The 24,509-nt window shown below is 55.9% G+C and carries 22 protein-coding genes (1 of these 22 only partly in view); 18 read left to right on the top strand and 4 right to left on the bottom strand.

Going from position 1 to position 24,509, the window contains the following annotated elements; genetic code table 11:
- Nucleotides 1–12: 12 nt before the first annotated feature.
- On the top strand, nucleotides 13–1,500 hold the full coding sequence (gene glpK / locus JQC75_RS01605; protein WP_203325780.1) for a glycerol kinase GlpK: 1,488 nt from the start codon (nucleotides 13–15) through the stop codon (nucleotides 1,498–1,500).
- A 24-nt stretch (nucleotides 1,501–1,524) separates the two neighbouring features.
- On the opposite strand, the gene JQC75_RS01610 is transcribed toward glpK, so the two are convergent.
- The 3 genes from JQC75_RS01610 to JQC75_RS01620 are packed head-to-tail and all read right to left on the bottom strand — an operon-like array spanning nucleotide 1,525 to nucleotide 3,539.
- Nucleotides 1,525–1,797 carry a hypothetical protein gene (locus JQC75_RS01610; RefSeq protein WP_203325781.1) on the bottom strand — a complete coding sequence of 91 codons (273 nt, stop codon included), beginning with the start codon at nucleotides 1,795–1,797 and terminating at the stop codon, nucleotides 1,525–1,527.
- A 51-nt stretch (nucleotides 1,798–1,848) separates the two neighbouring features.
- Nucleotides 1,849–2,889 (bottom strand): PepSY domain-containing protein, encoded by a 1,041-nt coding sequence (locus tag JQC75_RS01615; RefSeq protein WP_203325782.1) that lies wholly within the window; start codon nucleotides 2,887–2,889, stop codon nucleotides 1,849–1,851.
- A complete protein-coding gene (locus JQC75_RS01620; protein ID WP_239002061.1) occupies nucleotides 2,886–3,539 on the bottom strand; it encodes a PepSY domain-containing protein in 654 nt (217 codons plus the stop codon). The genes JQC75_RS01615 and JQC75_RS01620 overlap by 4 nt, the downstream gene beginning before the upstream one ends.
- A gap of 417 nt (nucleotides 3,540–3,956) precedes the next feature.
- On the opposite strand from JQC75_RS01620, the gene mraZ reads away from it, so the two are divergent.
- The 15 genes from mraZ to lpxC all read left to right on the top strand — a co-directional run bounded on the left by mraZ (nucleotide 3,957) and on the right by lpxC (nucleotide 20,894).
- Nucleotides 3,957–4,415, top strand: a complete 459-nt coding sequence (mraZ, locus tag JQC75_RS01625; RefSeq protein WP_203325784.1) for a division/cell wall cluster transcriptional repressor MraZ — start codon at nucleotides 3,957–3,959, stop codon at nucleotides 4,413–4,415.
- Between the two features lie 31 nt (nucleotides 4,416–4,446).
- Nucleotides 4,447–5,388, top strand: a complete 942-nt coding sequence (gene rsmH / locus JQC75_RS01630; RefSeq protein WP_203325785.1) for a 16S rRNA (cytosine(1402)-N(4))-methyltransferase RsmH — start codon at nucleotides 4,447–4,449, stop codon at nucleotides 5,386–5,388.
- A gap of 10 nt (nucleotides 5,389–5,398) precedes the next feature.
- On the top strand, nucleotides 5,399–5,710 hold the full coding sequence (gene ftsL / locus JQC75_RS01635) for a cell division protein FtsL (protein ID WP_203325786.1): 312 nt from the start codon (nucleotides 5,399–5,401) through the stop codon (nucleotides 5,708–5,710).
- On the top strand, nucleotides 5,707–7,443 hold the full coding sequence (locus JQC75_RS01640) for a penicillin-binding transpeptidase domain-containing protein (RefSeq protein ID WP_203325787.1): 1,737 nt from the start codon (nucleotides 5,707–5,709) through the stop codon (nucleotides 7,441–7,443). Before ftsL ends, JQC75_RS01640 begins: the two co-directional genes overlap by 4 nt.
- A complete protein-coding gene (gene murE, locus JQC75_RS01645; protein WP_203325788.1) occupies nucleotides 7,440–8,903 on the top strand; it encodes a UDP-N-acetylmuramoyl-L-alanyl-D-glutamate--2,6-diaminopimelate ligase in 1,464 nt (487 codons plus the stop codon). Before JQC75_RS01640 ends, murE begins: the two co-directional genes overlap by 4 nt.
- Entirely contained in the window at nucleotides 8,900–10,267 is a 1,368-nt protein-coding gene (locus tag JQC75_RS01650) for a UDP-N-acetylmuramoyl-tripeptide--D-alanyl-D-alanine ligase (RefSeq protein WP_203325789.1), read from the top strand. The genes murE and JQC75_RS01650 overlap by 4 nt, the downstream gene beginning before the upstream one ends.
- The gene (mraY, locus tag JQC75_RS01655) at nucleotides 10,268–11,350 is read left to right on the top strand and encodes a phospho-N-acetylmuramoyl-pentapeptide-transferase (protein WP_203325790.1); all 1,083 of its coding nucleotides are present in this window, start codon (nucleotides 10,268–10,270) and stop codon (nucleotides 11,348–11,350) included.
- A gap of 2 nt (nucleotides 11,351–11,352) precedes the next feature.
- Nucleotides 11,353–12,684 (top strand): UDP-N-acetylmuramoyl-L-alanine--D-glutamate ligase, encoded by a 1,332-nt coding sequence (gene murD, locus JQC75_RS01660; RefSeq protein WP_380797854.1) that lies wholly within the window; start codon nucleotides 11,353–11,355, stop codon nucleotides 12,682–12,684.
- Nucleotides 12,674–13,882, top strand: coding sequence for a cell division protein FtsW (ftsW, locus tag JQC75_RS01665; RefSeq protein WP_203325791.1), 1,209 nt, complete (start codon nucleotides 12,674–12,676; stop codon nucleotides 13,880–13,882). The genes murD and ftsW overlap by 11 nt, the downstream gene beginning before the upstream one ends.
- Nucleotides 13,883–14,965, top strand: coding sequence for an undecaprenyldiphospho-muramoylpentapeptide beta-N-acetylglucosaminyltransferase (murG, locus tag JQC75_RS01670; protein ID WP_203325792.1), 1,083 nt, complete (start codon nucleotides 13,883–13,885; stop codon nucleotides 14,963–14,965).
- Between the two features lie 9 nt (nucleotides 14,966–14,974).
- The gene (gene murC / locus JQC75_RS01675) at nucleotides 14,975–16,429 is read left to right on the top strand and encodes a UDP-N-acetylmuramate--L-alanine ligase (RefSeq protein WP_203325793.1); all 1,455 of its coding nucleotides are present in this window, start codon (nucleotides 14,975–14,977) and stop codon (nucleotides 16,427–16,429) included.
- Nucleotides 16,430–16,685: 256 nt separating this feature from the next.
- Nucleotides 16,686–17,366: a cell division protein FtsQ/DivIB gene (locus JQC75_RS01680; RefSeq protein WP_239002062.1), complete on the top strand. Its 681-nt coding sequence runs from the start codon at nucleotides 16,686–16,688 to the stop codon at nucleotides 17,364–17,366.
- Nucleotides 17,367–17,369: 3 nt separating this feature from the next.
- Entirely contained in the window at nucleotides 17,370–18,605 is a 1,236-nt protein-coding gene (ftsA, locus tag JQC75_RS01685; protein WP_011758478.1) for a cell division protein FtsA, read from the top strand.
- A gap of 28 nt (nucleotides 18,606–18,633) precedes the next feature.
- Nucleotides 18,634–19,818: a cell division protein FtsZ gene (gene ftsZ / locus JQC75_RS01690; protein ID WP_011758479.1), complete on the top strand. Its 1,185-nt coding sequence runs from the start codon at nucleotides 18,634–18,636 to the stop codon at nucleotides 19,816–19,818.
- A gap of 155 nt (nucleotides 19,819–19,973) precedes the next feature.
- Complete coding sequence (gene lpxC, locus JQC75_RS01695) at nucleotides 19,974–20,894, top strand: UDP-3-O-acyl-N-acetylglucosamine deacetylase (protein ID WP_011758480.1); 921 nt, start codon at nucleotides 19,974–19,976, stop codon at nucleotides 20,892–20,894.
- 16 nt (nucleotides 20,895–20,910) lie between these two features.
- On the opposite strand, the gene JQC75_RS01700 is transcribed toward lpxC, so the two are convergent.
- Nucleotides 20,911–21,363 (bottom strand): DUF721 domain-containing protein, encoded by a 453-nt coding sequence (locus JQC75_RS01700; protein WP_011758481.1) that lies wholly within the window; start codon nucleotides 21,361–21,363, stop codon nucleotides 20,911–20,913.
- A 27-nt stretch (nucleotides 21,364–21,390) separates the two neighbouring features.
- Here JQC75_RS01700 and JQC75_RS01705 point away from each other — a divergent pair, with 27 nt between their 5' ends.
- Both JQC75_RS01705 and secA read left to right on the top strand, forming a co-directional pair.
- Nucleotides 21,391–22,290, top strand: a complete 900-nt coding sequence (locus tag JQC75_RS01705; RefSeq protein ID WP_203325794.1) for a M23 family metallopeptidase — start codon at nucleotides 21,391–21,393, stop codon at nucleotides 22,288–22,290.
- Between the two features lie 57 nt (nucleotides 22,291–22,347).
- A protein-coding gene (secA, locus tag JQC75_RS01710) for a preprotein translocase subunit SecA (protein WP_203325795.1) crosses the window boundary here: on the top strand, nucleotides 22,348–24,509 show its 5' portion. It continues 565 nt past the right edge of the window; the window shows 2,162 of its 2,727 coding nt (coding positions 1–2,162); its start codon is at nucleotides 22,348–22,350; the stop codon falls past the right edge of the window.

A 24,509-nucleotide genomic window follows, 5' to 3' on the forward strand; every position in this document is an offset into this window, starting at 1 on the left:
AAGGACTGCTGAGTGGACAAACAGTATGTGGTGGCGCTGGATCAGGGGACAACCAGCTCCCGCGCCATTGTTTTTGACAGGGATGCCAACCTGGTGGCTGTGTCGCAGCGCGAGTTCGCCCAAATCTATCCCAAGGGCGGCTGGGTAGAGCACGACCCCATGGAGATCTGGGCCTCCCAGAGCTCGACCCTGATTGAAGTCCTGGCCCGTGCCGGTATTCACAGCGACGAAGTGGCGGCCATTGGCATCACCAATCAGCGGGAAACCACTATCATCTGGGACAAGAGAACAGGCAAACCAGTGTGCAACGCCATCGTATGGCAGTGCCGCCGCAGCGCCACCATCTGTGAGGCGCTTAAAGCTGAAGGCCTCGAACCCGTATTTCGTGATAAAACAGGCCTCTTGCTCGACCCTTATTTTTCCGGCACCAAAATCAAATGGATTCTGGACAATGTGCCCGGCGTGCGTGAGCGTGCCGAGGCGGGCGAATTGCTGTTTGGTACCGTGGACACCTGGCTGGTGTGGAAACTTACCGAAGGCAAGGTGCATGTGACCGACCCCACCAATGCCTCCCGCACCCTGATGTACAACATTCACAGTGGTGAATGGGATGATGAGTTGCTTAAGGCGCTCGGTATTCCCCGCAGTTTGCTGCCAAAGGTGAAACCTTCCCAGGCGGTGTATGGCACCACCCGAATTGCCGGTGAAGGCACCGAGATCCCCGTGGCCGGTATGGCGGGGGACCAGCAGGCGGCGCTCTTTGGCCAGCTGTGTGTCGAACCCGGCATGGCCAAAAATACCTACGGTACCGGCTGCTTTTTGCTGATGAACACAGGTAAGCAGGCGGTGAAATCTGAGCATGGCCTGCTGACCACCATTGCCGTAGGCGCCGATGGCGGCATCAGCTATGCCCTGGAAGGGGCGGTGTTTATGGGCGGCGCCACCATTCAATGGTTACGTGACGAGCTGGGGCTTATCCGCGATGCCAGCGACACCGAGTATTTTGCCTCCAAGGTGGACGACACCAATGGCGTGTATCTGGTGCCGGCGTTTGTGGGGTTAGGTGCACCTTACTGGGATCCGGATGCCCGAGGCACTCTGGTGGGACTCACCCGGGGCGCCAACCGCAACCACATCATCCGGGCGGCGCTGGAGTCCATTGCCTACCAGAGCCGTGATTTACTGGATGCCATGAGTAAAGACAGCGGCGTGGCGCTGAAACAGCTCAAGGTGGATGGCGGCGCGGTGGCCAATGATTTTCTGATGCAATTTCAGGCAGATATCTCTGGCGTTGAGGTGCTGCGCCCGGCACTTACCGAAACCACCGCCATGGGGGCGGCCTTTCTTGGCGGCCTCGCCGTTGGTTTCTGGTCCTGTGTGGATGAAATCCGCCATAAAAGCGGTATAGACAGGCGCTTTGTGCCACTGATGGATGATAAAGAAAGGGCGACTCTTTATAAGGGCTGGCAGGACGCTGTGAGTCGCAGCCTGAGCCACTGATTTTAAAACGCCATTAGCCCGCGGCTAAACCTCAATATCGATATGGCTACCGGTGCGGCGGGCGCGCCGCTCTACCGCTGGCTTGTTGACACTTTCTCTGGGTTTGGGTTGGCCGTTGGTTTCGTCACCTTTTCCCTGTTGGTGAGCAATGTCCGGCGGTAGCTGAGACTGAGGGGCCTCATGGCTATCCTTGTCGATAGCCGTGTCGTTATCCAACTCTTTTACCCTGCGGCGTCGTTCCATGGTTGCCTTCACCGGTCTTGCCAACATGGCATAGATGCTGTCCAATCCGCTCATTCTCGCCTCCTGTGCTTCCTGCACTGGTTATCGGCATATGCTGCCTAATATTTAGACATTTTCGCCGCCGACAGGTTCGGTGGTCTGGCACTGCTTATGCCAATAACGCTCCTGGGCTTTGTTAGCGAGTCTCACCCGGCCACTATAAGCGCCATGCTGGCAAGCAAGACGATGCCCCTGGTCCACTCTTTTACCAAGGCGCTTGATATCCGCTTCGGTGGCCGTGGGTGGCGTGTCAATAAATACCAGGGTGCAAAGGCCGCAGCTGCCACCGCCGCCGCATTGAGTCGGCAATAGCGGGCTATCGGCATTAATGGTTTCAAGGAGTGAAGGGCCAGCACAGAACTGACCCAGTACGTTGCCCTGAGTATCCAGTACGCTGAGGTGTTGCGGATTGTTTTTGGCGCCGGCTTTTCGAAAACGATAAAACCCAGCCTGCCAACGCTGCCACACTACCATGCTGCCCGTGAGTACCATCAGCAGTGTCAATATCGCAAACAGGCGGATCCCGAGATGGTTAAAAGCAATGCCGTTACCCGGCGCATAGTCCATAAAATGCAGCATCAGCAGCAGCTCTTTAAGGTCAGAGCCTATGTCTTTATGGGCCAGGAGTTTGCCACTCTCTGCATCGACCAGCACCCGGGTGTTTCTGTCGGTTTGGGCTTCAAACAGCGCGACCTTGGCCGAGCCGGGAAAACCAATCGTATCACCTGATAGGTACTGTAGCTTGGGTGTGAGCGCTACGTTGATGCTGGCAGCAGCAATTTCCCGGAGCTTGGTATCATCCAGTGCCAGCGTCTCTAGCGTATCAGCCCAAAGGCTCATGCTCTGCTCGCCAAACTGTAAGCGATAAACCGGTCTTGATAGCAGGCTGTCGAGGCGAATGTCAGTGATTGCGGCGGGCAGCGCAAGCCGCTCTGGATTAAAGTGAAGCACTTCGCCACTTGGTTCATGCATCTCTTTGACACGGTGGCGATTTGAGTCCAGATAGTCTTCATCAATCAGGCTCAGAGTCAGGCCAGAACCCAGCCACAACAGCATTTGCAAACCACACACGGCCGCAAGGTAAAGGTGCCACTTTAGCCAGTTCATGCCGTGGCCTCCGGTTTGTTGCTCTCAGGTGCGGGCCTTAAATTGCGCCACGCCAGCACTGCACCTGTGAGGGCCAGTAACAACGACAGCAGCGAGACAATGCGGAGCAGATTGTTGTGGATGTTTTCGCGCTCGGCGTAATCCATGATGTGCAGCATCCACAGAAAATCAAACAAGCGCCAGCCATCATATCGCTTCCCTACCAGTTCGCCGGTATTGGCCGAGAAATAGAGGCTGGGTGACAGAGGCGCATCAAAATCCACTCGGTAAAGAGGTAAAAGCCGTGGGCTCATTTCCGCAGGGGCTTGCTCCTCATAGAGGCTCACTTTGGCGATGGGGTCGTTGCTTGTATATACAAGCTGAGCCCGCGCCCTGATGTCCGCTTCATTTGGTGGTGTCAGCGGCTCGCCTGTGGTGGCGTGAATGGCTTTGGCCGTTCCGGCATCTTTAAAGAAGTACACAGGGCCTTGCGCTGTTTGCTTCAGGCGTATGTGCATGGCATCGGGATAGTCGGCTTTTACACTGGCAAAGGTCAGCCATACCTGGGCATGATCAATAGGGAGCACGGGTTCGGCAACCAGATGATCGCCGTGAATATCGTCAATATCCGTCAATACCATATAGGCGCCGCTGATGGACCAGAGCAACATCTGTATTCCTATCAGCGGGGCCAATAACCGGTGCCAGCGTCTAACTTGTGTGATCGATGCCATGAAAAGGAGTTAATCAGTCGAAGGTGTCACGCATCTTCACAGATTTGGGTGCGCCAGTTCAAGGTTGAAAGTCCACCTTTTGTTTGTAAAAAGGGACAGCACCCCACCATCCGGGGAAGATTATCAAAAATTCACTGGCATTTAATGTGTGTTTTTTCCACTGTTTAGCAAATTTTTGCCACTTTTCTCCACGCGAACAACCAAGTTTGAACTTCGCGCGAGGCCGCTTGCCGTCTGGATTTATCGCAATTTTGCGCCCTTGACATAGGTTGCGCACTGTCCCTACACTTAGCAATTGTGGGAAATTGTGGATCTTTGTGGATCGAGCAACCTCAACTGGGGAAATAGACGACAGTGTTCAAAGGGGCCAGTGCAATCAATCTTGATGCCAAAGGACGGATCGCGATTCCAACGCGATACCGCGACCCCCTGCTGTCTGCTCATCAGGGCAAGCTGGTCATCACGGTGGACATTCAGGCCAGTTGCCTGCTTATCTATCCGGCCGATGAGTGGAGCCTGATTGAAGCCAAATTGCTGAAGCTTTCCGATACCCAGCCCACAGAACGTGCGCTTAAGCGGATGTTGCTGGGCTATGCCCATGAGATAGAAATGGACAGCAATGGCAGATTGCTGTTACCGCCCCCTTTGCGTCATTACGCTCAGCTGGATAAGAAAGCCATGCTGGTGGGGCAACTGAACAAGTTTGAGTTGTGGGACGAAGCCCAATGGCAGGCACAGATCCAGAGTGCGCAGGATGTTATCCGCAGCGAGGATCTGGCAGCCAATGAGCGTCTTGCTGATTTTTCACTCTGATGAGTGAACACAAGGATATAAGAAGAACGCGATGAGCCAGGATTTTGCCCATTTATCCGTACTGCTTGCCGAGACCGTTGACGGGCTCAATATTCGCGCAGACGGCATTTACATCGACGGTACCTTTGGCCGTGGCGGGCATTCCCGTGAAGTCTTGTCGCGTCTGGGGTCTGAGGGACGCCTGATTGCCATCGACCGGGATCCCCAAGCCATCAAGGCGGCTGAGCAGTTTGCCAGTGACAGCCGGTTTCAGATAGTACACGGCGGCTTTGGTCAACTGGCCACTTACGTGGAAGAGCTTGGCCTCGTTGGCAAGATTGATGGTGTGCTGCTGGATCTGGGGGTTTCCTCTCCTCAATTGGATGATGCCGAACGGGGTTTCAGCTTTTTGCGCGACGGTCCATTGGATATGCGCATGGACAATTCCCAGGGTGAGACGGCAGCCCAATGGTTGGCCCGGGCCGAAATTGAAGACATGGCCTGGGTGTTTAAAACCTATGGGGAAGAGCGTAACGCACGCCACATTGCCCGCTGTATTGCAGCCGATCGGGAAAAAACGCCCTTTACCCGTACCAAACAACTGGCTGATCTGATAGCCAGAGTCGCGAAAAGTAAAGAGCGTAACAAACACCCGGCAACCCGCGTTTTCCAGGCGATTCGAATTTACATCAACAGCGAGCTTGAGCAGATAGATCAGGCGCTGGAAGGGGCTCTCAAGGTGCTCGCTCCCCATGGCCGTTTATCCATTATCAGTTTTCACTCGCTGGAAGACCGTATCGTGAAGCGCTTTATCCGTCGTCACAGCCAGGGTGAAGAGTTACCCCATGGTTTGCCGGTGACCGAGGCTCAGCTGAATAAGTCCCGTACCCTGATCCCCGTGGGGAAAGCCATGAAGCCGTCGGACGATGAAATTGAACAAAATGCCAGGGCGCGCAGCTCGGTACTGAGAGTGGCTGAGCGCCTGCCATTCTGAGGAGTTGCCGATGAGTAAGCCGCTGAGTTTGCCACGTATCGTGCTGATGGATCTGTGGCATCACAAATGGACGTTTTTACTCGCGCTCTGTGTGATGTTGAATGGTGTTGCAGTTGTATATACAAGCCATGTCAGCCGCAAACTGACCTCAGAAGAAGCGCAGCTGATGCAGGAGCGGGATCGGCTGAACATTGAATGGCGAAATCTGTTGCTTGAAGAGCAATCGCTGGCAGAACACAGCAGGATCACAAGGATAGCGACTAAGGAACTGAATATGGTCAGACCCCTTCCCAATGAAGAAGTGGTAGTGAGAGTGCCATGAGTAAGCAGGCAAAACGCAACCAGAAAGCACAACCCATCCCATGGCGTCTGTACGTTGTGGTTGGTTTTGTGTGTCTGCTGTTTACCAGTCTGGTTGGCCGCGCCGCTTATATTCAGTTGATTGAACCTGACAAACTGCGCCGTGAAAGCGACATGCGCACCTTGCGCACCAGCAGTAGTGATGTGCAGCGGGGGCTTATCACCGACCGCAACGGCGAAATGCTGGCGGTGAGTGTGCCTGTGCAGGCGGTATACGCCGATCCTAAAGAAGTCCACGATAAAGACGGTTTTGCCGATATGCGCCGTTGGCAGGCTCTGGCAGACGTGCTCCATGAAAAGCCCGATGCGCTGGTATCCAGGGTCAGAGATAACCCCAACAAACGCTTTACCTACCTCAAACGGCAAATTACCCCCGCAGTGGCCGAGTACATTCGTCAGCTCAAAATGCCCGGTGTTTATCTCAAACCCGAGTCACGCCGCTATTATCCGGCCGGGGAGATCACTGCCCAGTTGATTGGGGTGACCAATATCGATGACGTGGGTATTGAGGGTATTGAGAGCACCTACAACAACTGGCTGACAGGCACCCCCGCCAAACAGAAAGTGCGCAAGTCCCGCGATGGCCATGTGGTTGAGCGCCTGGACATAGTACAGGAAGGTGAGAGCCCCAACGATCTGGTGCTCAGCATCGATCAGCGTATTCAGCAGTTGGCATACCGTGAACTGAAGCGCGCCACCGAAATGCATCAGGCGACCTCGGGATCTGTGGTGGTTATCGATGTGCTGACCGGCGAAGTGCTGGCGATGGCCAACACCCCCTCCTATAACCCCAACAGCCGCGATGACTGGCAAAGCTTCAAAATGCGTAACCGTGCCGTGACTGACACTTTTGAGCCCGGCTCAACGGTGAAGCCCTTTGTTGTGGCGGCAGCGCTGGAGTCCGGCACTGTCAAGGCATCAGACATTATTCCCACATCGCCGGGCTGGATGCGGCTGGGCGGCCGCCAGGTGCGTGACGCCAACAATTACGGCGATATGTCGCTGACTAAAATTCTGGTGAAGTCCAGCAACATGGGCGTCGCCAAGTTATCCCTGGGGATGCCGGTGGAGCAGCTGCTTGGCACCTACTACTCCATCGGCCTGGGTAATTATTCGGGTATTGGCTTGCCGGGCGAAAGTGCGGGTCTTATTCAGGAAAAACACCGTTGGTCTGATTTTGAGCGGGCAACCCTGGCCTTTGGCTATGGGCTCACTACCACCACGCTGCAGCTGGCGCGCATGTATGCGACCCTGGGTAACGGTGGTGTGCTCTATCCCGCGTCCATTCTGAAGTTAAAACAGAAACCAGAAGGTCAGCAGGTATTGTCTCCCAAGGTCGCGAGCAACGTGATGAACATGTTGGTGGGGGTAACTGAACAAGGCGGTACGGCGCGAAAGGCCCATATCGAAGGTTATCCGGTGGCGGGTAAAACAGGCACCAGCCGTAAAGCGGTAGCTGGCGGTTACGGTGATGATTACCTGGCCACTTTTGCCGGAGTCGCCCCGGTCAATAACCCGCGTCTCGCCATTGCGGTGGTCATCAACGAACCCAAGGGTGACAGATATTATGGCGGCGATGTGTCGGCGCCAGTGTTTTCAAAGGTGATGGCCGGCGCACTGCAAATGCTGAACGTTGAGCCCATCAGTACCCGCGAGCAAGTGCAGCTGGCGGCAAATTTGCGGGAGGCCGAATGATGCTGCTGAAGGATTTATTGGCCCCCTGGTTTCATTACAGCGGAATCGAATCGGTTACTGCCCCTGTGATAGACAGCCGCCAGCTGACGGCTGGTGGTTTGTTCATTGCGGTGCCGGGTTATAAAACCGATGGTCGGTCCTATCTGGATGCGGCTTTTGCCAAGGGGGCTGCTGCGGCGCTGGTTCACACAGACGATCCGGATGAGCATGGCAAGGTCAGCTATGAACCCGGATTGTGTATCGCCTTTTTCCAGCTGAACCGCCAGGTATCGGCGGTGGCGCGGCAGTATTACGCCCTCACAAGGGGCAAGCTTAAGGTGGTGGGAGTTACCGGCACCAATGGCAAGACCTCGGTCAGCCAGCTAATTGCCCAACTTACGGAACTTGTGGGGGATAAAGCTGCTGTGATGGGCACCCTCGGCAATGGCCTTTGGGGGCAGTTGCAGGATGTGGGCAATACCACGGCCGATGCAGTACGGGTGATGGCCGATCTCTACGGCTTTGAGCAACAGGGCGCCCGGGTATGCGCCATGGAAGTTTCCAGCCATGGTCTGGTTCAGGGCCGGGTAGAAGCCGTACCTTTCGAGGTGGCCGTCTTTACCAATCTCAGCCGGGATCATCTGGATTATCACGGCGATATGGATACCTATGCCGCCGCCAAGCGCCGTCTCTTTGCGTTTGGCAGCCTCAATGCCCGTGTCATCAACCTCGATGATGCGATTGGTGAACAGTGGTTTGAGGGTATGGGCTCGGCCACAGGTTTTAGCTGTTTGGGGCATCCCAAGGCGGCATGGCGCTTTGAGAACGCCCATTTTCACCATGCGGGTTTCTCCGCCACCCTGGTGTGGCCGGGTGGGCAGATGCCCCTTGAATGCCGCTTATTGGGTGCATTTAACCTCTCCAATCTGCTCGCGGCCCTGTGCGCCATGGCGCAGCTGGGTTATGAGGTGCCACAGTTGGTTGCCGCTGCTGCCAGGCTCGAAGCCGTGCCTGGGCGCATGGAGTGCTTCCCCCGCAAAGATGGCGTTGCGCTTGTTGTTGATTACGCCCACACCCCCGATGCCATTGAGCAGGCGCTCAAGGCGGCCCGTCATCACTGTGAAGGTGCACTTTGGATTGTATTTGGCTGTGGCGGCGACAGAGACAAGGGCAAGCGTCCGCTGATGGCCGCAGCGGCAGAAGCCTTTGCCGATAGCCTGGTACTGACGTCTGACAATGCCCGCAGCGAAGATCCCGAAGCAATTCTCGAAGATATGAAGGCGGGCCTTGCTGCCCCCGAACGCGCCCTGTGCATGGTCGACAGGGTTGCGGCCATACGTCACGCGGTGTCGATGGCAAAGTCTGGCGATCTTATCCTGCTTGCCGGTAAGGGGCATGAAACCTATCAGGAAATCGCGGGTGTTAAACATGAATACGATGAGCGAGCCCTGGCGCGCACATTAAGTGAGGAAAGTCTGTGATCCCTCTGAGTCTGACACAATTGGCATCGGCCACCCATGGGCGTCTTTGCGGCCAAGATGTCGTCGTGTCTCACCTTGACAGCGACAGCCGCAAAATGACGGCGGGCAGCCTGTTTGTGGCACTGAAAGGTGAGCGCTTCGATGGCCATGAGTTTGCTGAAGCAGCCGTTGCAGCCGGGGCCGCTGCGCTTTTGGTTGAGCGTGAGCTGCCGCTGTCGCTGCCGCAACTGGTGGTTGCCGATACACAAAAAGCCATGGGTCAGATTGGTGCCCTGGTGCGCGACAGGGTTAACCCCGTGTGTGTGGCTCTGACCGGCTCAAACGGAAAGACCAGCGTGAAGGAGATGGTAGCCACTGTGCTGTCTCAGCAGCACTCTGTGCTCTTTACCGCAGGGAACTTTAATAATGAAATCGGTGTACCTCTGACCCTGCTGCGTCTGGAACAGGGCCATGAGTATGGTGTGTTTGAGCTGGGGGCAAACCATAAGGGCGAGATTGATTACACATCGTCGCTGGTTCGCCCCTCGGTGTCGCTGGTTAACAATGTGGGCAGTGCCCACCTTGAGGGCTTTGGCTCAGAGGCCGGTGTTGCCGAGGCGAAATCCGAAATCTATCTGCATCTTGCCGGGGACGGTGTGGGGATAGTGAATCTCGACGACCGCTATGCAGGCACCATGCTCGCCAAACTCAAGGGCAAGCGGGTGTTGACCTTTGGTTTGGGCGCCGGAGCCGATATCACCGCCCGGGAAGTGACTGCCGATGCCTTTGGCAGATACAGCTTTTACCTCTGCTATGGCGGAGACCATGTGGCCGTCAGTCTGCCCCTGGCGGGTAAGCATCAGGTATCCAATGCCTTGGCAACGTCTGCCATCTGTATCGCGCTGGGTATACCCCTGCAAGAGATAGCGGCCGGTTTGGCCAAACTGGCACCGGTGAAAGGGCGTATGATGCCGCGCCAGCTTGGACGTCTGCTCCTGGTGGATGACAGCTACAATGCCAATCCCAATTCTGTAGGGGCTGCCATCGACTGGCTGAAAGAAATTTCTACAAACAGGATTCTGGTACTGGGCGATTTGGGGGAATTAGGCGACAATGCTGCCCTTTTGCACTTTGAGTTGGGGCAGAAGGCCAAAGATGCGGGTCTCGATCACCTCTTCTGTCTAGGCAACTTAAGTCGTCATGCCAGCCAGGCCTTTGGCAGTAAGCATTTCGAAGAGCTGGAAGCTCTGATGAGTGAATTGATTAACTATATCAATGGGGTAGAGGGAGATGTGACCCTGTTGGTGAAAGGCTCTCGCAGCGCCGCCATGGAGCGGGTTGTCGAGGGCTTAACGGCCGCCCATGGGCGCGGGGAGCTGAAATAAATGCTGGTTTATCTGGCCGAATATCTGACCCAGTTTTACTCCGGGTTTAACGTGTTTTCCTATGTGACCTTCAGAGCCATTCTGGCGCTGCTGACGGCACTCATGTTCAGCCTCTGGTGGGGCCCAAAACTGATTGAACGTCTGCAGGTGCTGCAGATTGGTCAGGTGGTGCGCAACGATGGTCCAGAGTCCCATTTCAGCAAGCGTGGCACCCCAACCATGGGGGGCTTGTTGATTTTGGCCGGCATCTTTATCGGCGTACTGCTGTGGGGTGACCTGGGTAGCCGCTACGTGTGGGTCATGCTGTTTGTGCTGGGCTCCTTTGGCCTGATTGGCTTTATCGACGACTACCGCAAGGTGGTGCGTAAAGACCCCAAGGGGCTGATTGCCCGCTGGAAATACATTTTCCAGTCGCTGGCGGCACTCGTGGTGGCTTTTTATCTGTTTTACTCGACCAAGCATCCGGGTGAGACCCAGTTGGTGGTGCCTTTCTTTAAGGACATTCTTCCGCAGCTTGGCCTGATGTTTATTGTGCTGACCTACTTCACCATTGTTGGCGCCAGTAACGCCGTGAACCTCACCGATGGTCTGGACGGCCTGGCCATTATGCCAACCGTCATGGTGGCAGCGGCCTTTGCGCTGATTGCCTACCTGTCGGGCCACGTACAGTTTGCCAACTACCTGCATATTCCCTATTTGCCGGGTTCGGGCGAGCTGGTGATTGTCTGTACCGCCATAGTTGGCGCAGGCCTCGGCTTTTTGTGGTTCAACACCTATCCCGCACAGGTCTTTATGGGTGACGTGGGCTCGCTGTCGTTGGGCGCTGCGCTCGGCACCATAGCCGTGCTGGTACGTCAGGAAATCCTGCTGGTGATCATGGGCGGTGTGTTTGTGATGGAAACCCTGTCGGTGATTTTGCAGGTGGGTTCTTACAAGCTGCGCGGCCAGCGGATTTTCCGCATGGCACCTATCCACCACCACTATGAGCTCAAAGGCTGGCCGGAGCCCCGGGTGATTGTCCGTTTCTGGATCATCTCTCTGTTCCTGGTGTTGTTGGGTCTGGCCACGCTGAAGCTGAGGTAATTATGGGTCTGCCATTGGATAAGCCACATACACACGTCGTTCTGGGCCTTGGGGCCACAGGACTGTCGGTGGTGCGCTTTCTGGCACGTAAAGGCATAGTGCCGCTGGTGATGGACAGCCGTCGCCAGCCGCCGGGCATGGATGTGCTCAGTGCTGAGTTCCCCGACGTGCCATTGGTAACCGGTGGTTTTGACTGCCGCTATCTGGTGCAGGCTCAGAGCATCATTATCAGTCCGGGCATTGCCGTGGATACCCCAGAGGTCCGTGCTGCCATGGACATGGGCATTGAAGTGATTGGCGATGTGGAGCTCTTTGCCCGCGAAATTCAGGACATGGCGCCCTGTGTGCTGGCCATTACAGGTTCCAACGGCAAGTCAACAGTGACCACTTTGGTGGGGGAAATGGCCAGGGCAGACAACAAGGCCGTGGCCGTTGGCGGCAACATTGGCGTGCCCGCGCTGGAGCTGCTTGGTAAAGGTGCCGAGCTCTTTGTCCTTGAGCTGTCGAGCTTCCAGCTGGAAACCACCCACAGTCTTCATTGCATTGCAGGCACCTGCCTGAACATCAGTGAAGACCACATGGACAGGTACACGGACCTTGAAGCCTATCGTCAGGCCAAGCTGAGGCTTTATCCGCAAAGTAAGCTCAGCGTATACAACCGCGACGACGCGGCGACCATGCCCGACGAACCACGCAACACGGTCAGCTTCGGGCTGGGTGTACCCGAGCTTGATGACTGGGGGCTGATGGACGGCAAGATTTACCATGGCGCCAGTGAAATTATGAATTTATTGGATGTGGCGCTGATTGGCAGCCATAACCATGCCAACCTGCTGGCCGCCATGGCGCTGTGCGAGGCGGCGGGCATCTCCCGCGAGGCCATGGTAAAGGTGGCCAAGGAGTTTACCGGGCTCAGTCATCGCTGCGAATTGGTGGCAAGCCACGACAGCATTGCCTGGGTAAACGACTCCAAAGCCACTAACGTGGGCGCCACAGTCGCGGCGCTCAATGGCCTTGCTGACCATCTGGGTGACATCATCCTGATTGCCGGTGGCGATGGTAAAGGCGCCGATTTTGAACCCCTGCGGGGCGCTTTGGATGCCGTGACCCACCTGATTACTCTGGGCCGTGACGGTGACAAGATTGCCGCGCTGAAAGAAGGCGCCATTAAGGTGGCATCCATGGCAGAAGCGGTAGAAAAGGCAAAAGCCCTGGCAAATCCCGGTGACATAGTGCTCTTGTCGCCTGCCTGCGCCAGCCTGGACATGTACACCAACTTTATGGCCCGTGGGGATGATTTCCGGGCCAATGTGGAGCGGGTCTATGGCAACTGACAGCAAACAGCTGACCCTGTTTGAGCGTGGTGGTCATTTCTGGAGCGGCTGGCTTAGCGGACGCAATGCGCCCGGCAACCAGCTGTACGACCGTGCGCTGCTGTCTGTTGTGTTGGGTTTGATGGCCTTTGGTTTTGTGATGGTGATGTCGGCCTCCATGCCGGAAGCCCAGAGTCTCAAGGACGATCCTTTCCACTTTATGTACCGCCATGTGTTCTATTTGGTGGGTTGCGTGGCGATAGCCGCAGTGGTGCTTAACATCCCCATGGCAAGCTGGCAAAAGTACAGCCCCTTGCTGCTGTTGGGGGTTTTTGTACTCCTCATTGCAGTGCTGGTGGTGGGCACAACCGTGAATGGTGCAAGGCGCTGGCTCAGCGTGGGCCCCATCCGTATCCAGGTGGCCGAAATGGCCAAACTGGTGTTTGCCATTTATCTGTCGGGGTATCTGGTGCGCCGGCTGCAGGAAGTGCGGGAGAACGCCAAGGGATTTTACAAGCCCATCGCCGTGTTTGCTCTTTATGCCCTGCTGATCCTGGCACAGCCGGATCTGGGCACAGTGGTGGTGCTCTTCGTAGGTACAGTTGGCTTGCTGTTTCTTGCAGGGGCTAGGCTGCTCGACTTCTTTATGTTGATTTTTGCCGGCGTGATGGCCTTCGTCGCACTGGTTGTGCTTGAGCCTTACCGTGTCGCCCGGGTGACATCTTTCCTTAACCCCTGGGAAGATCCCTTCGGCAGCGGTTATCAGCTCACTCAGTCTCTGATGGCCTATGGCCGCGGCGACTGGCTGGGGCAGGGGCTGGGGAACAGTATCCAGAAATTGGAATATCTGCCCGAGGCCCATACCGACTTTATCTTTGCCGTGATTGGTGAAGAGCTGGGCTTTATCGGCATTGTGATGGTGCTGCTGGCACTGATGTTTGTGGCGCTGCGCGCCATACGTCTGGGCAACGAGTGTTTGGGGCTTGAACGTGCCTTTGAAGGGTATCTGGCTTATTCCATCGGGATTTGGATCTGTTTCCAGACCGTGGTGAATGTGGGCGCCAGTATCGGCATGTTGCCCACCAAGGGGCTGACGTTGCCCTTTATCAGTTATGGCGGCTCCAGCTTGTGGGTAATGACCTCGGCCGTGTGTATTTTGCTTCGCATCGATTATGAAAAACGCCTGAGTCAGATTCAGGCCGTACAGGGGAGACTCTAGATGGGCCCACAGACAGGCAAAAGACTCTTGGTGATGGCCGGTGGTACCGGTGGTCACGTCTTTCCTGCGCTGGCCGTCGCCAGGCGTCTCGCCAGTGAAGGTTGGCAAATCCGATGGCTCGGCACGGCCGACCGCATGGAGGCGCGTTTGGTGCCTCAGCATGGATTCGATATCGACTTTATCGACATTCAGGGCGTGCGTGGCAATGGTTTGCTGCGTAAGCTCGCTGCGCCCTTCAAGGTGCTGCGTTCTGTGATGCAGGCGAGAAAGGTGATCCGCCAGTTCAAGCCGGATGTGGTGCTTGGCATGGGCGGCTTTGCCAGTGGCCCGGGCGGTGTTGCTGCAAAGCTTAGCGGCATTCCTCTGGTGCTCCATGAGCAAAATGCGATTCCGGGTATGACCAACCTTCTGTTATCCCGTATTGCGACCCGGGTGCTTTGTGCTTTTGAGGGCGCCTTTGGCACTCTGGGCACGACCGTGGGCAATCCCATCCGGGAAGAGTTGGTGGCACTGGGGGAAAAGCCCCGTGAGGCACGTACCGAAGCGCTGAAAATCCTGGTGGTGGGTGGCAGTTTGGGGGCCAAGGTGTTTAACGACCTGATGCCTTCCGTGACCGCCCGTATCGCCCAGCTTCAGCCCGTGACAGTATGGCACCAGACAGGGAAGAACAATCTGGCGGCGGTGCAGGCCGAATATCAGCAGCAGGGCCAGGACGGCGGCGTCAAGATTGCTGAATTTATTGATGATATGGAAGCGGCCTATCGTTGGGCCGATGTGGTGCTGTGCCGGGCTGGCGCCTTGACCGTATCTGAGCTCGCCGCCGTGGGATTGCCCAGTATTCTGGTGCCTTACCCCCATGCGGTGGACGATCACCAAACCATGAATGCCCGGGTATTGGTGGATGCCGGCGCGGCCTTTTTGGTGCCCCAGCCCATTGCCACCACAGAGCTTTTGGCCGACAAGCTGCAGCTGCTTGCCGGAGACAGAGATGAATTGACCCGTATGGGCGAAAGGGCCAGGGCGGCGGCCGTGCTGGATGCCACCGAACGTGTGGCAGAGGTTTGCCGCGAGCTGGCGAAATAAAGGTTAGTTATGACACAGACAGAGAAGTACAGACAGCTTCGTACCATGATCCCCGAAATGCGCCGCGTGCGTCGTATCCACTTTGTTGGTATCGGCGGCGCCGGTATGGGCGGGATTGCCGAAGTGCTGGTAAACGAAGGCTATCAGGTCAGCGGGTCGGACATCGCCGACAATGCCGTGACAGAACGTCTGGGAAGTCTGGGTGCCCGTATTTTCATTGGCCATGGCGCCGATAACGTCAGCGGTGTGGATGTGGTCGTGGTATCGACTGCTATCAAGCAGGACAACCCTGAAATTGCCGCTGCCAAAGAGAAGCGTATTCCCATCGTTCGCCGCGCAGAGATGCTTGCCGAGCTGATGCGTTATCGCCATGGCGTGGCGGTTGCCGGTACCCACGGCAAAACCACCACCACCAGTTTGATTGCCAGTATCTATGGTCAGGCCGAGCGAGACCCGACGTTTGTAATTGGTGGACTGCTTAACAGTGCCGGTACCAATGCCCGCCTGGGCTCAAGCCGTTATCTGATTGCCGAAGCCGACGAGAGTGATGCGAGCTTCCTGCACCTGCAGCCCATGGTTACCGTGGTCACCAACATCGAAGCCGACCACATGGACACCTACGGCGGTGACTTTGAAAAGCTGAAATCCACCTTCGTGGACTTTATGCACAATTTGCCGTTTTACGGTGTGGCCGTGGTCTGTGTGGACGATCCTGTGGTGCGCGAGCTTATCCCGCGTATTGGCCGTCAGGTGGTGACTTACGGTTTCAGCGACGATGCCGACGTACAGGCGCTGAATTTCGTTCAGGAAGGTCACAGCTGCCGCTTTACCGTGCGCCGCAAGGGCAAGGATGACCTGTCACTGAAGGTGAATCTGCCCGGACAGCACAATGTGCTTAACTCCCTGGCTGCCATTGCCGTGGCCACCGAGGATGACATTGAAGATGAGGCCATCGTTAAGGCGCTGGCCGATTTCCAGGGTATAGGACGCCGTTTCCAGCATCTGGGTAAGTTTGCGACTCCCAACGGTGAGGTCATGTTGGTGGACGACTACGGCCATCATCCCAGCGAAGTACTTGCGACCATTAAAGCCGCCCGAGCCGGTTGGCCGGATAAGCGCCTGGTGATGGCCTATCAGCCCCACAGGTACACCCGTACACGCGACCTGTATGAGGACTTCGTCGAAGTGCTGTCTCAGGTCGATAAGCTGGTGCTGCTGGAAGTGTATGCCGCCGGCGAAACGCCAATCCCGGGCGCCGATGGCCGCGCTTTGTGCCGCTCGATTCGTCAACGTGGCCAGCTGGAACCAATTTTTGTGGCAAGCCCCGAGCAGCTGACGTCAGTGCTGCCGGACGTGTTGGCCGATGGCGATCTGCTGCTGTGCCAGGGCGCGGGCAACATTGGTGCCCTGTCCCGGGAGTTGGCGGCTACCGGGCTTGGATTTGCCAAGGTGGAAAACAACTGAATGCTGTTGAAAATTTCATCAGTTAAGTGGTTGTTCTCTTTGGCCTTTGACCTGGGATCCCGGGTCTATATAATGGCCGGTTATTCTGTGGCTTGGCGCTGAGGAGCTAGCGTTGGCAAGAGACAGAAAAACGCCGAAGCGCAGGGCGCCGCCGGAAAAGCGGCCCAGAGGCCCGGAGCTTCGCCAGCGCATAACCCGGTTTTGGACAGGACTCTGTTCGCTGAATTGGTATCTCATTACTGGCTTTAGTTTTTTTATGCTGGTACTGGGCGGACTCGGGTACAGCGGATATCGGCTCCATGGGCTTTTGAACAACGCAGAGGCCCTGCCCATAGAGGCCCTGGTCATCAAGGGTGACCGGGTTTACACCACGGAAGAAGAAATCCGTGGTGCCATGGAAAAACTGATGGCGCGAAGCTTTTTCAGCGCCGATGTGATGGAAATACAGCAGGCGATTGAAGCCCTGCCCTGGGTATACAAGGCATCGGTACGCCGGATGTGGCCGGCGCGTATCAAGGTGTACCTGCAGGAACAGCAGGCAGCGGCCCGCTGGAACGGCATGGATTGGGTGAACGAACAGGGCGAGGTGTTCAGTGCTCCTGAGCAGCAGGGGTTGACAGACCTGCCCAGGTTGTCCGGCCCTGAGAATATGTCGGCAGAGGTGCTTACCTCTTACCGGCAGATAGCGGAACTGCTGCAGATTAATGGCTATGGGCTTGAGAGCCTGAGCCTGAGCCCAAGACATGCGTGGATTGCCGTGCTTGATAATGGCATCACCCTGGAACTTGGGCGGGAAGACAAGATGGCGAGGGTACAGCGCTTTATCAATGTGTACCCCACGCTGGCCAAGCAGCCAAAGGCCGTCGCCAGAGTGGATTTGCGCTACGACACAGGATTGGCCGTAGGCTGGGATGAGACAAAACAAGAGAGTCGCTAACTGATGACCAAGAACCAGGATAGAAATCTGATAGTCGGATTGGACATAGGTACCGCCAAGGTCGCTGCGATCATCGGCGAAGTCATGCCTGACGGAGAGATCAGCATTGTGGGTCTTGGCAACCATCCCTCCCGGGGCATGGACAAGGGCGGGGTGAACGACCTCGACTCTATCGTGCGCAGCGTGCAGCGGGCACTGGACCAGGCGGAATTGATGGCCGATTGTCAGGTGTCGTCTGTGTATATGTCGATTTCCGGCAAACACATCGCCTGTCAGAACGAGCGCGGCATGGTGTCCATCAACGATGAAGAAGTGACTCAGGAAGACGTGGACAACGTCATCCACACGGCCCGCTCGGTGAAGATCCCCACAGAGCGCCGCATCCTGCATGTGTTGCCGCAGGAATACGCCATCGATGTACAGGAAGGGATCCGCAGCCCCATCGGCATGTCCGGCATGCGCATGGAGGCCAAGGTGCATATCGTCACCTGTGCCAACGACATGGCGAAGAATATTACCAAGAGCGTTGAGCGCTGCGGCCTCAAGGTGGATGACCTGGTGTTTTCCGGTATCGCCTCGGCCGATGCAGTGCTGACCAATGATGAAAAAGATCTGGGCGTGTGTCTGGTGGATATCGGCGGTGGTACCACCGACATTACCGTCTACACCAACGGCGCCCTGCGTCACTGCGCCGTAGTACCTGTGGCCGGTAACCAGGTAACCAACGATATCGCCAAAATTTTCAGGACGCCGCTGTCACATGCCGAGCAAATCAAGGTGCAATACGCCAGTGCGCGCAGTGCCATGGTCAGCCGCGAAGACAGCATCGAAGTGCCCTCTGTGGGGGGGCGTCCGTCGCGCACCATGTCTCGCCATACCCTGGCAGAAGTGGTGGAGCCAAGATATCAGGAGCTGTTTGAGCTGGTACTTAAAGAGCTTCGCAGCGCTCGACTGGAAGATCAGATTGCCGCAGGCATAGTGCTCACAGGTGGTACCGCTTCAATCGAAGGTGCTGTCGATGTGGCCGAAGCTGTGTTCGGCATGCCGGTAAGGGTGGCGTCGCCCATGCCGGTCAAAGGTTTATACGAATATGTGGATCAGCCCATTTACTCCACCGGGGTGGGGCTGCTTCACTATGGCGCGCGTCGGGTGCTCGAGCGGCAATACGAGCGTCCGCAGCGTCAAGGGGTCACCAGTGTCTGGAATCGGGTTCAGAGCTGGTTTAAGGGTGAATTTTAACTAACGCAGGCAAACGGAGATTCAGACCATGTTTGAGATCATGGATACTCATTCTGACGAGGCGGTGATTAAAGTCATCGGCGTCGGTGGCGGCGGTGGCAACGCCGTTGAACATATGGTGAAGCACAATATTGAAGGTGTTGAGTTCGTGGCAACCAACACTGACGCTCAGGCGCTGCGCAAGTCAGCCGCTGGTCAAACGATCCAACTGGGTCGAGATGTGACCAAGGGCCTGGGCGCCGGCGCCAATCCTGAGGTGGGCCGTGCTGCCGCCGAGGAAGACAAAGAAAGCATCCGCGCTGCCATCAAGGGCTCGGACATGATCTTTATCGCTGCCGGTATGGGCGGTGGTACAGGTACCGGTGCTGCGCCAGTGGTGGCTGAAGTGGCCCGCGAAGAAGGCATTCTGACAGTGGCCGTGGTGACCAAGCCATTCCCCTTCGAAGGCAAGAAGCGTATGGCCTATGCCGAGCAGGGTATTGCCGAGCTTGCCAAGCACGTGGACTCCCTTATCACCATCCCCAACGAGAAGCTGCTCAAGGTATTGGGTCGTGGCACCTCGCTGCTGGACGCCTTCGCGGCCGCCAACAACGTGCTCTTGGGCGCTGTGCAGGGTATTGCCGAGCTCATCACCCGTCCAGGTTTGATTAACGTCGACTTTGCGGACGTGAAAACCGTTATGTCTGAAATGGGTAACGCCATGATGGGTACCGGTGTTGCCCGTGGTGAAGACCGCGCCGAAGAGGCTGCCGAAGCCGCTGTCGCCAGCCCACTGCTGGAAGACATCGATCTTGCCGGTGCCCGTGGCGTGCTGGTGAACATCACCGCCGGTATGGACATGACCATCGAAGAGTTCGAAACCGTGGGTAACCACGTGAAGGCCTACGCTTCAGACAACGCCACTGTGGTAGTGGGTGCCGTTATAGACCCAGAGATGAGCGATGAACTGCGTGTGACCGTGGTTGCCACCGGTATCGGCGCCGATAAGAAGCCTGATATCCAGCTGGTGCCCAAGGTTCAGCCTCGTCCTGAGCCAGTGGTTGTAGAGCCTAAGGTTGAAGCCTTTGTGGCCGAAGAGCCTGTATATCAGACTCAGCCTGCCGCACCAAAAGGCAATGCTGTACCATCAGCAGCACCACAGGTAGCGACTGCACCGAAGAACGAGCTTGATTACCTGGATATTCCGGCTTTTCTGCGCAAGCAGGCTGACTGAGTTAAAAAACCGGTACAGACAGCAAAGTGGCAAAGTAGCTTATTTTTTGTGAAATGCCTGACTTGTGGTAGCATGTCTGACCAGCCGCACTCATTGGCTGTCGTTTTCGACTGCCTGAGTGACAGTGATTTGTTGAATGCAAAACGGGTAACTGAATGATTTTTCAAAGAACAGTTAAAGAAATGGTTAAGACCACCGGTGTTGGATTGCACTCCGGTAACAAGGTCACCCTTACCATTAAACCCGCGCCAATCAATACAGGGATAGTACTGATGCGTACCGACCTGAACCCCGCCGTGGCCATTCCAGCCAAGGCGAATATGGTTCGGGAAACGACCATGTGTACCGCTCTGGTAAATGATGAAGGCGTTCGCATTTCGACTATCGAGCACCTGTTTGCCGCCCTGGCAGGTCTTGGCATTGATAATGCCGTTATCGAAGTGGACGCGCCCGAAATCCCGATCATGGATGGCAGCGCCAGCCCCTTCGTATTCCTGCTGCAGAGTGCCGGTATTCAGGAGCAGTCAGCGCCCAAGAAATATCTGCGTATCAAGCGCACCGTACGTGTGGAAGACGGCGACAAGTGGGCGGAAATCCGTCCGTTTCAGGGCTTTAGAGTCAACTTTGCCATTGACTTCAATCACCCTGAGATTGCCCGCAGCCAGCAGCATATGGTGATGGACTTTTCTTCTACTGCCTTTGTGAAAGATATCAGCCGTGCCCGTACTTTCGGGTTTATGCGCGATATTGAGTATCTGCGTGCCAACAACCTGGCACTGGGTGGCAGCATGGAAAATGCCGTAGTGCTTGATGAATACCGCGTCCTCAACCCCGATGGCCTGCGTTATGAGGACGAGTTCGTTAAGCACAAGATCCTGGATGCATTTGGCGATCTCTATGTCGCCGGTCATGCCATCATAGGTGAGTTTTGTGCCTATAAGACCGGCCATGCCCTGAACAATCAATTGGTCAGGGCAGTGCTTGCCGCTCAGGATGCCTGGGAATTGGTGAGCTTTGACAAAGAAGCTGACGCACCTGTCAGTTTTGCCATGCCCGGCAATGCAGTATTTGCCTGAGCATGATAAGTTAACTTCATGACTGCCTGTGACGGCTGGCCAATGCAGCCAGCCGTTTCAGTTTCTGGCCCAGACTGCCTTCGGTATGTTCTGCCAGCGCTTCGAGATGTGCAGCTGCTGTTTCACTGAGTTGATTGGTGTTCACTGTGGCTTTTGGCCGATAGTGTGCCAGCGCCGGGTTGACTTTAACGTCAATAGCGGTGAGCATTGGGAGCGTTTCGGCCTGCAGTTGTTTCAGTAGCATAGGCTTTTGAAAATTGATGCGGGCGGCCCATGCGGCCGTTGCCGTTTCTATAACGAGAGTACCGTGGCGGAGATTGGCTACCTTGAGTTGCTCCGCGACCGGACCTGATACCATCTGTTTCACGACTTGATCCAGATTGTTGAGCAGCTCCGCCTTTTCGGCGATATCCGGCAGTGTGCCGGTCGTGTGCATGAGCGCAGCGAGGTCCTGAGGTAACTTTTTCATTCAATAAGAAGATGGCTGATTGAAGCTATGAGTGTAACAGTTTTTATTCAAGGCCGCAGCGGTGTTACCCGTTGGCAGCCCGGTAAACGATGGTTGCTGCTTCCGGTATTGTTGCTGGCCACAGGCGCAGGTCTGTATCAGCACAACAGTGCCCGTTTTGAAAGCCAGCAGGCCAGTGTCGACAACGAACGCCAGGCGCGTGAAAGCCAAAAGCGCGAAGTGCTTGAGCTGAAAAATGCGACCGAATCCCAACTCGCAACCCTGACCGCCTACGTTGGCCGCATGCAGGCGAAGATTACCCGCCTGGAAGCCCTGGGTCAGCAGGTTGCTCAAAATTACAAGCTTGAAGATCAATTCGACTTCTCCGCCGAAGCTGGCGTAGGGGGCTCGAGCGATCTCGGCTCTGCTATCGAACTCAACCAGCTTATTGAAGACATGAATAAGCTGGCACTCAGAATTGATAACAATGACGCTCAGCTGGCACTACTTGAAACCGTGGCAGCCAATCTCCATATAGATGAAGAACGTTATGTATCAGGGCGCCCTGTCAGCAAAGGCTATCTCTCGTCGCCCTACGGTTTACGCAATGACCCTTTCACCGGCCGAAGAACCATGCATAAAGGCATCGACTTCGCCGGCACAGAGGGGGCCGATGTTATCGCCACCGCCGGTGGTGTAGTGACATGGGCCGGAGACATGTTCGGTTATGGCCAACTGGTGGAGGTAGATCATGGAAATGGTCTGCGTACCCGCTACGGCCACAATAAAACTTTGTCAGTAGCTGTAGGTGATGTAGTCGCCAAGGGTGAAAAAATTGCCACCATGGGCAGCACCGGTCGTTCTACCGGTCCCCATGTTCACTATGAAGTGTTGCGGTCGGGTCAGCAGATTGACCCACAGAAATATGTCTACCGCAAGGCAGGTTAACAACTTTGGCTGTGAGACTCGTCCAGGGACTTGGCCTTCATTGAGATAAGTAATCAGATGTTTGGTAATTTACTGACAAAAATTTTTGGTAGCCGCAACGACCGTACCCTTAAACAGTTGGGGAAAGTCGTAGTAAAAATTAACGCATTGGAAGCTGAATACGAGAAGCTCTCCGATGAGGAACTCAAGGCCAAAACGGCCGAGTTCAAGGCTCGCCTCGAAAAGGGCGAAACTCTCAATGATTTGATGGCAGAAGCCTTTGCCACTGTACGTGAAGCGTCCAAGCGTGTTTTCGAGATGCGCCACTTCGATGTACAGATGATGGGCGGTATGGTGCTTGACAGCAACCGCATCGCCGAGATGCGCACCGGTGAAGGTAAAACCCTGACCGCGACTCTGCCTGCCTACCTCAATGCCCTGACCGGCAAGGGTGTTCACGTGATTACCGTGAACGACTACCTGGCTCGCCGTGACGCCGAGAACAACCGTCCTCTGTTTGAATTCCTCGGTATGTCTGTGGGTGTCAACGTGGCTGGCCTGAGCCACGCCGATAAAAAGGCCGCCTACGATGCCGATATCACCTACGGCACCAACAACGAATTTGGTTTTGACTACCTGCGCGACAACATGGCGTTTTCGCCAAACGATCGCGTGCAGCGTCCGCTGCACTATGCCCTGATTGACGAAGTCGACTCCATCCTCATCGATGAAGCCCGTACGCCGCTGATTATCTCCGGCGCCGCAGAAGACAGCTCCGAACTTTACATGCGGGTCAATAAACTGATCCCAAGCCTTATCCGTCAGGAGAAGGAAGACAGCGAAGAGTTCGTGGGTGAGGGTGACTACTCTATTGATGAGAAGGCCCGTCAGGTGCACATGACCGAGCGCGGCCAGGAAAAGGTTGAGCAACTGCTCACCGAGGCTGGCCTGCTTGCAGAAGGTGACTCCCTGTATTCTGCTGCCAATATTTCACTGTTGCACCATGTTAATGCAGCGCTGCGTGCCCATACCCTGTTTGAAAAGGATGTGGACTATGTGGTGCAAAACAATGAAGTGGTGATTGTGGATGAGCACACCGGCCGTACCATGCCGGGGCGTCGCTGGTCCGAGGGTCTGCATCAGGCCGTTGAAGCCAAAGAAGGCGTGCGCATCCAGAACGAAAACCAGACCCTGGCGTCGATCACCTTCCAGAACTACTTCCGTCTGTACGAGAAGCTGGCCGGTATGACAGGTACTGCTGACACCGAAGCCTTCGAGTTCCAGCATATTTATGGTCTGGACACCGTTGTGGTACCAACCAACCGCCCCATGGTGCGTAAAGATATGCCTGATCTGGTATACCTCACAGCCCGTGAGAAATACCAGGCCATCATCGCCGACATTAAAGATTGTCGTGAGCGCGGCCAGCCAGTACTGGTGGGTACCGTATCTATCGAACAGTCAGAACTGCTGTCCCGTTTGCTGAACCAGGAAAAAATTCCCCATCAGGTATTGAACGCCAAGTTCCACGAGAAAGAAGCGGAAATCGTGGCTCAGGCGGGGCGTAGCGGCGCCGTTACCGTGGCCACCAACATGGCCGGTCGTGGTACTGATATCGTGTTGGGTGGTAACTGGAAGTCAGAAATTGAAGCCCTCGAAAACCCAAGTGAAGCCGACATCGCCAAGATCCGCGCCGATTGGGAAATTCGCCATAATGCCGTGGTAGAAGCCGGTGGTCTGCACATTCTGGGTACCGAGCGTCACGAATCCCGTCGTATCGACAATCAGCTTCGCGGTCGTTCGGGTCGTCAGGGCGATCCGGGTTCTTCCCGCTTCTACCTGTCTATGGAAGACAACCTGATGCGCATCTTCGCTTCTGAGCGTGTCGCCAACATGATGAAGAAGCTGGGTATGGAAGAAGGCGAAGCGATTGAGCACCCATGGGTGACGCGCGCCATTGAAAACGCCCAGCGTAAAGTAGAAGCCCGCAACTTCGATATCCGTAAGCAGCTGCTGGAATTCGATGACGTGGCTAACGACCAGCGTCAGGTGGTATACGCCCAGCGTAATGAGCTGATGGACGCTGACAGCATCGAAGATACCATCAGGAACATTCAGGCCGATGTGGTTGATGGAGTCATCAGTCAATACATTCCACCTCAGTCTGTCGAAGAGCTGTGGGATGTGCCTGGTCTGGAAAACCGCCTGGCCAAAGAGTTTGGACTCAAGTTACCAGTACA

The organism is Shewanella litorisediminis, from assembly GCF_016834455.1.
In the GTDB taxonomy this organism is placed as follows: Bacteria; Pseudomonadota; Gammaproteobacteria; order Enterobacterales; family Shewanellaceae; genus Shewanella; species Shewanella litorisediminis.

What these genes read in the sequence shown, in the direction of transcription:
- JQC75_RS01620 (WP_239002061.1), bottom strand. Translation starts at nt 3,539, where the DNA reads ATGTTGCTCTGGTCCATCAGCGGCGCCTATATGGTATTGACGGATATT.
- JQC75_RS01700 (WP_011758481.1), bottom strand. Translation starts at nt 21,363, where the DNA reads ATGAAAAAGTTACCTCAGGACCTCGCTGCGCTCATGCACACGACCGGC.
- murC (WP_203325793.1), top strand. Translation starts at nt 14,975, where the DNA reads ATGACACAGACAGAGAAGTACAGACAGCTTCGTACCATGATCCCCGAA.
- rsmH (WP_203325785.1), top strand. Translation starts at nt 4,447, where the DNA reads ATGAGCCAGGATTTTGCCCATTTATCCGTACTGCTTGCCGAGACCGTT.
- ftsL (WP_203325786.1), top strand. Translation starts at nt 5,399, where the DNA reads ATGAGTAAGCCGCTGAGTTTGCCACGTATCGTGCTGATGGATCTGTGG.
- JQC75_RS01680 (WP_239002062.1), top strand. Translation starts at nt 16,686, where the DNA reads ATGCTGGTACTGGGCGGACTCGGGTACAGCGGATATCGGCTCCATGGG.
- JQC75_RS01615 (WP_203325782.1), bottom strand. Translation starts at nt 2,889, where the DNA reads ATGAACTGGCTAAAGTGGCACCTTTACCTTGCGGCCGTGTGTGGTTTG.
- lpxC (WP_011758480.1), top strand. Translation starts at nt 19,974, where the DNA reads ATGATTTTTCAAAGAACAGTTAAAGAAATGGTTAAGACCACCGGTGTT.
- ftsA (WP_011758478.1), top strand. Translation starts at nt 17,370, where the DNA reads ATGACCAAGAACCAGGATAGAAATCTGATAGTCGGATTGGACATAGGT.
- mraY (WP_203325790.1), top strand. Translation starts at nt 10,268, where the DNA reads ATGCTGGTTTATCTGGCCGAATATCTGACCCAGTTTTACTCCGGGTTT.
- murG (WP_203325792.1), top strand. Translation starts at nt 13,883, where the DNA reads ATGGGCCCACAGACAGGCAAAAGACTCTTGGTGATGGCCGGTGGTACC.
- JQC75_RS01640 (WP_203325787.1), top strand. Translation starts at nt 5,707, where the DNA reads ATGAGTAAGCAGGCAAAACGCAACCAGAAAGCACAACCCATCCCATGG.
- JQC75_RS01610 (WP_203325781.1), bottom strand. Translation starts at nt 1,797, where the DNA reads ATGAGCGGATTGGACAGCATCTATGCCATGTTGGCAAGACCGGTGAAG.
- ftsW (WP_203325791.1), top strand. Translation starts at nt 12,674, where the DNA reads ATGGCAACTGACAGCAAACAGCTGACCCTGTTTGAGCGTGGTGGTCAT.
- murD (WP_380797854.1), top strand. Translation starts at nt 11,353, where the DNA reads ATGGGTCTGCCATTGGATAAGCCACATACACACGTCGTTCTGGGCCTT.
- ftsZ (WP_011758479.1), top strand. Translation starts at nt 18,634, where the DNA reads ATGTTTGAGATCATGGATACTCATTCTGACGAGGCGGTGATTAAAGTC.
- JQC75_RS01705 (WP_203325794.1), top strand. Translation starts at nt 21,391, where the DNA reads ATGAGTGTAACAGTTTTTATTCAAGGCCGCAGCGGTGTTACCCGTTGG.
- murE (WP_203325788.1), top strand. Translation starts at nt 7,440, where the DNA reads ATGATGCTGCTGAAGGATTTATTGGCCCCCTGGTTTCATTACAGCGGA.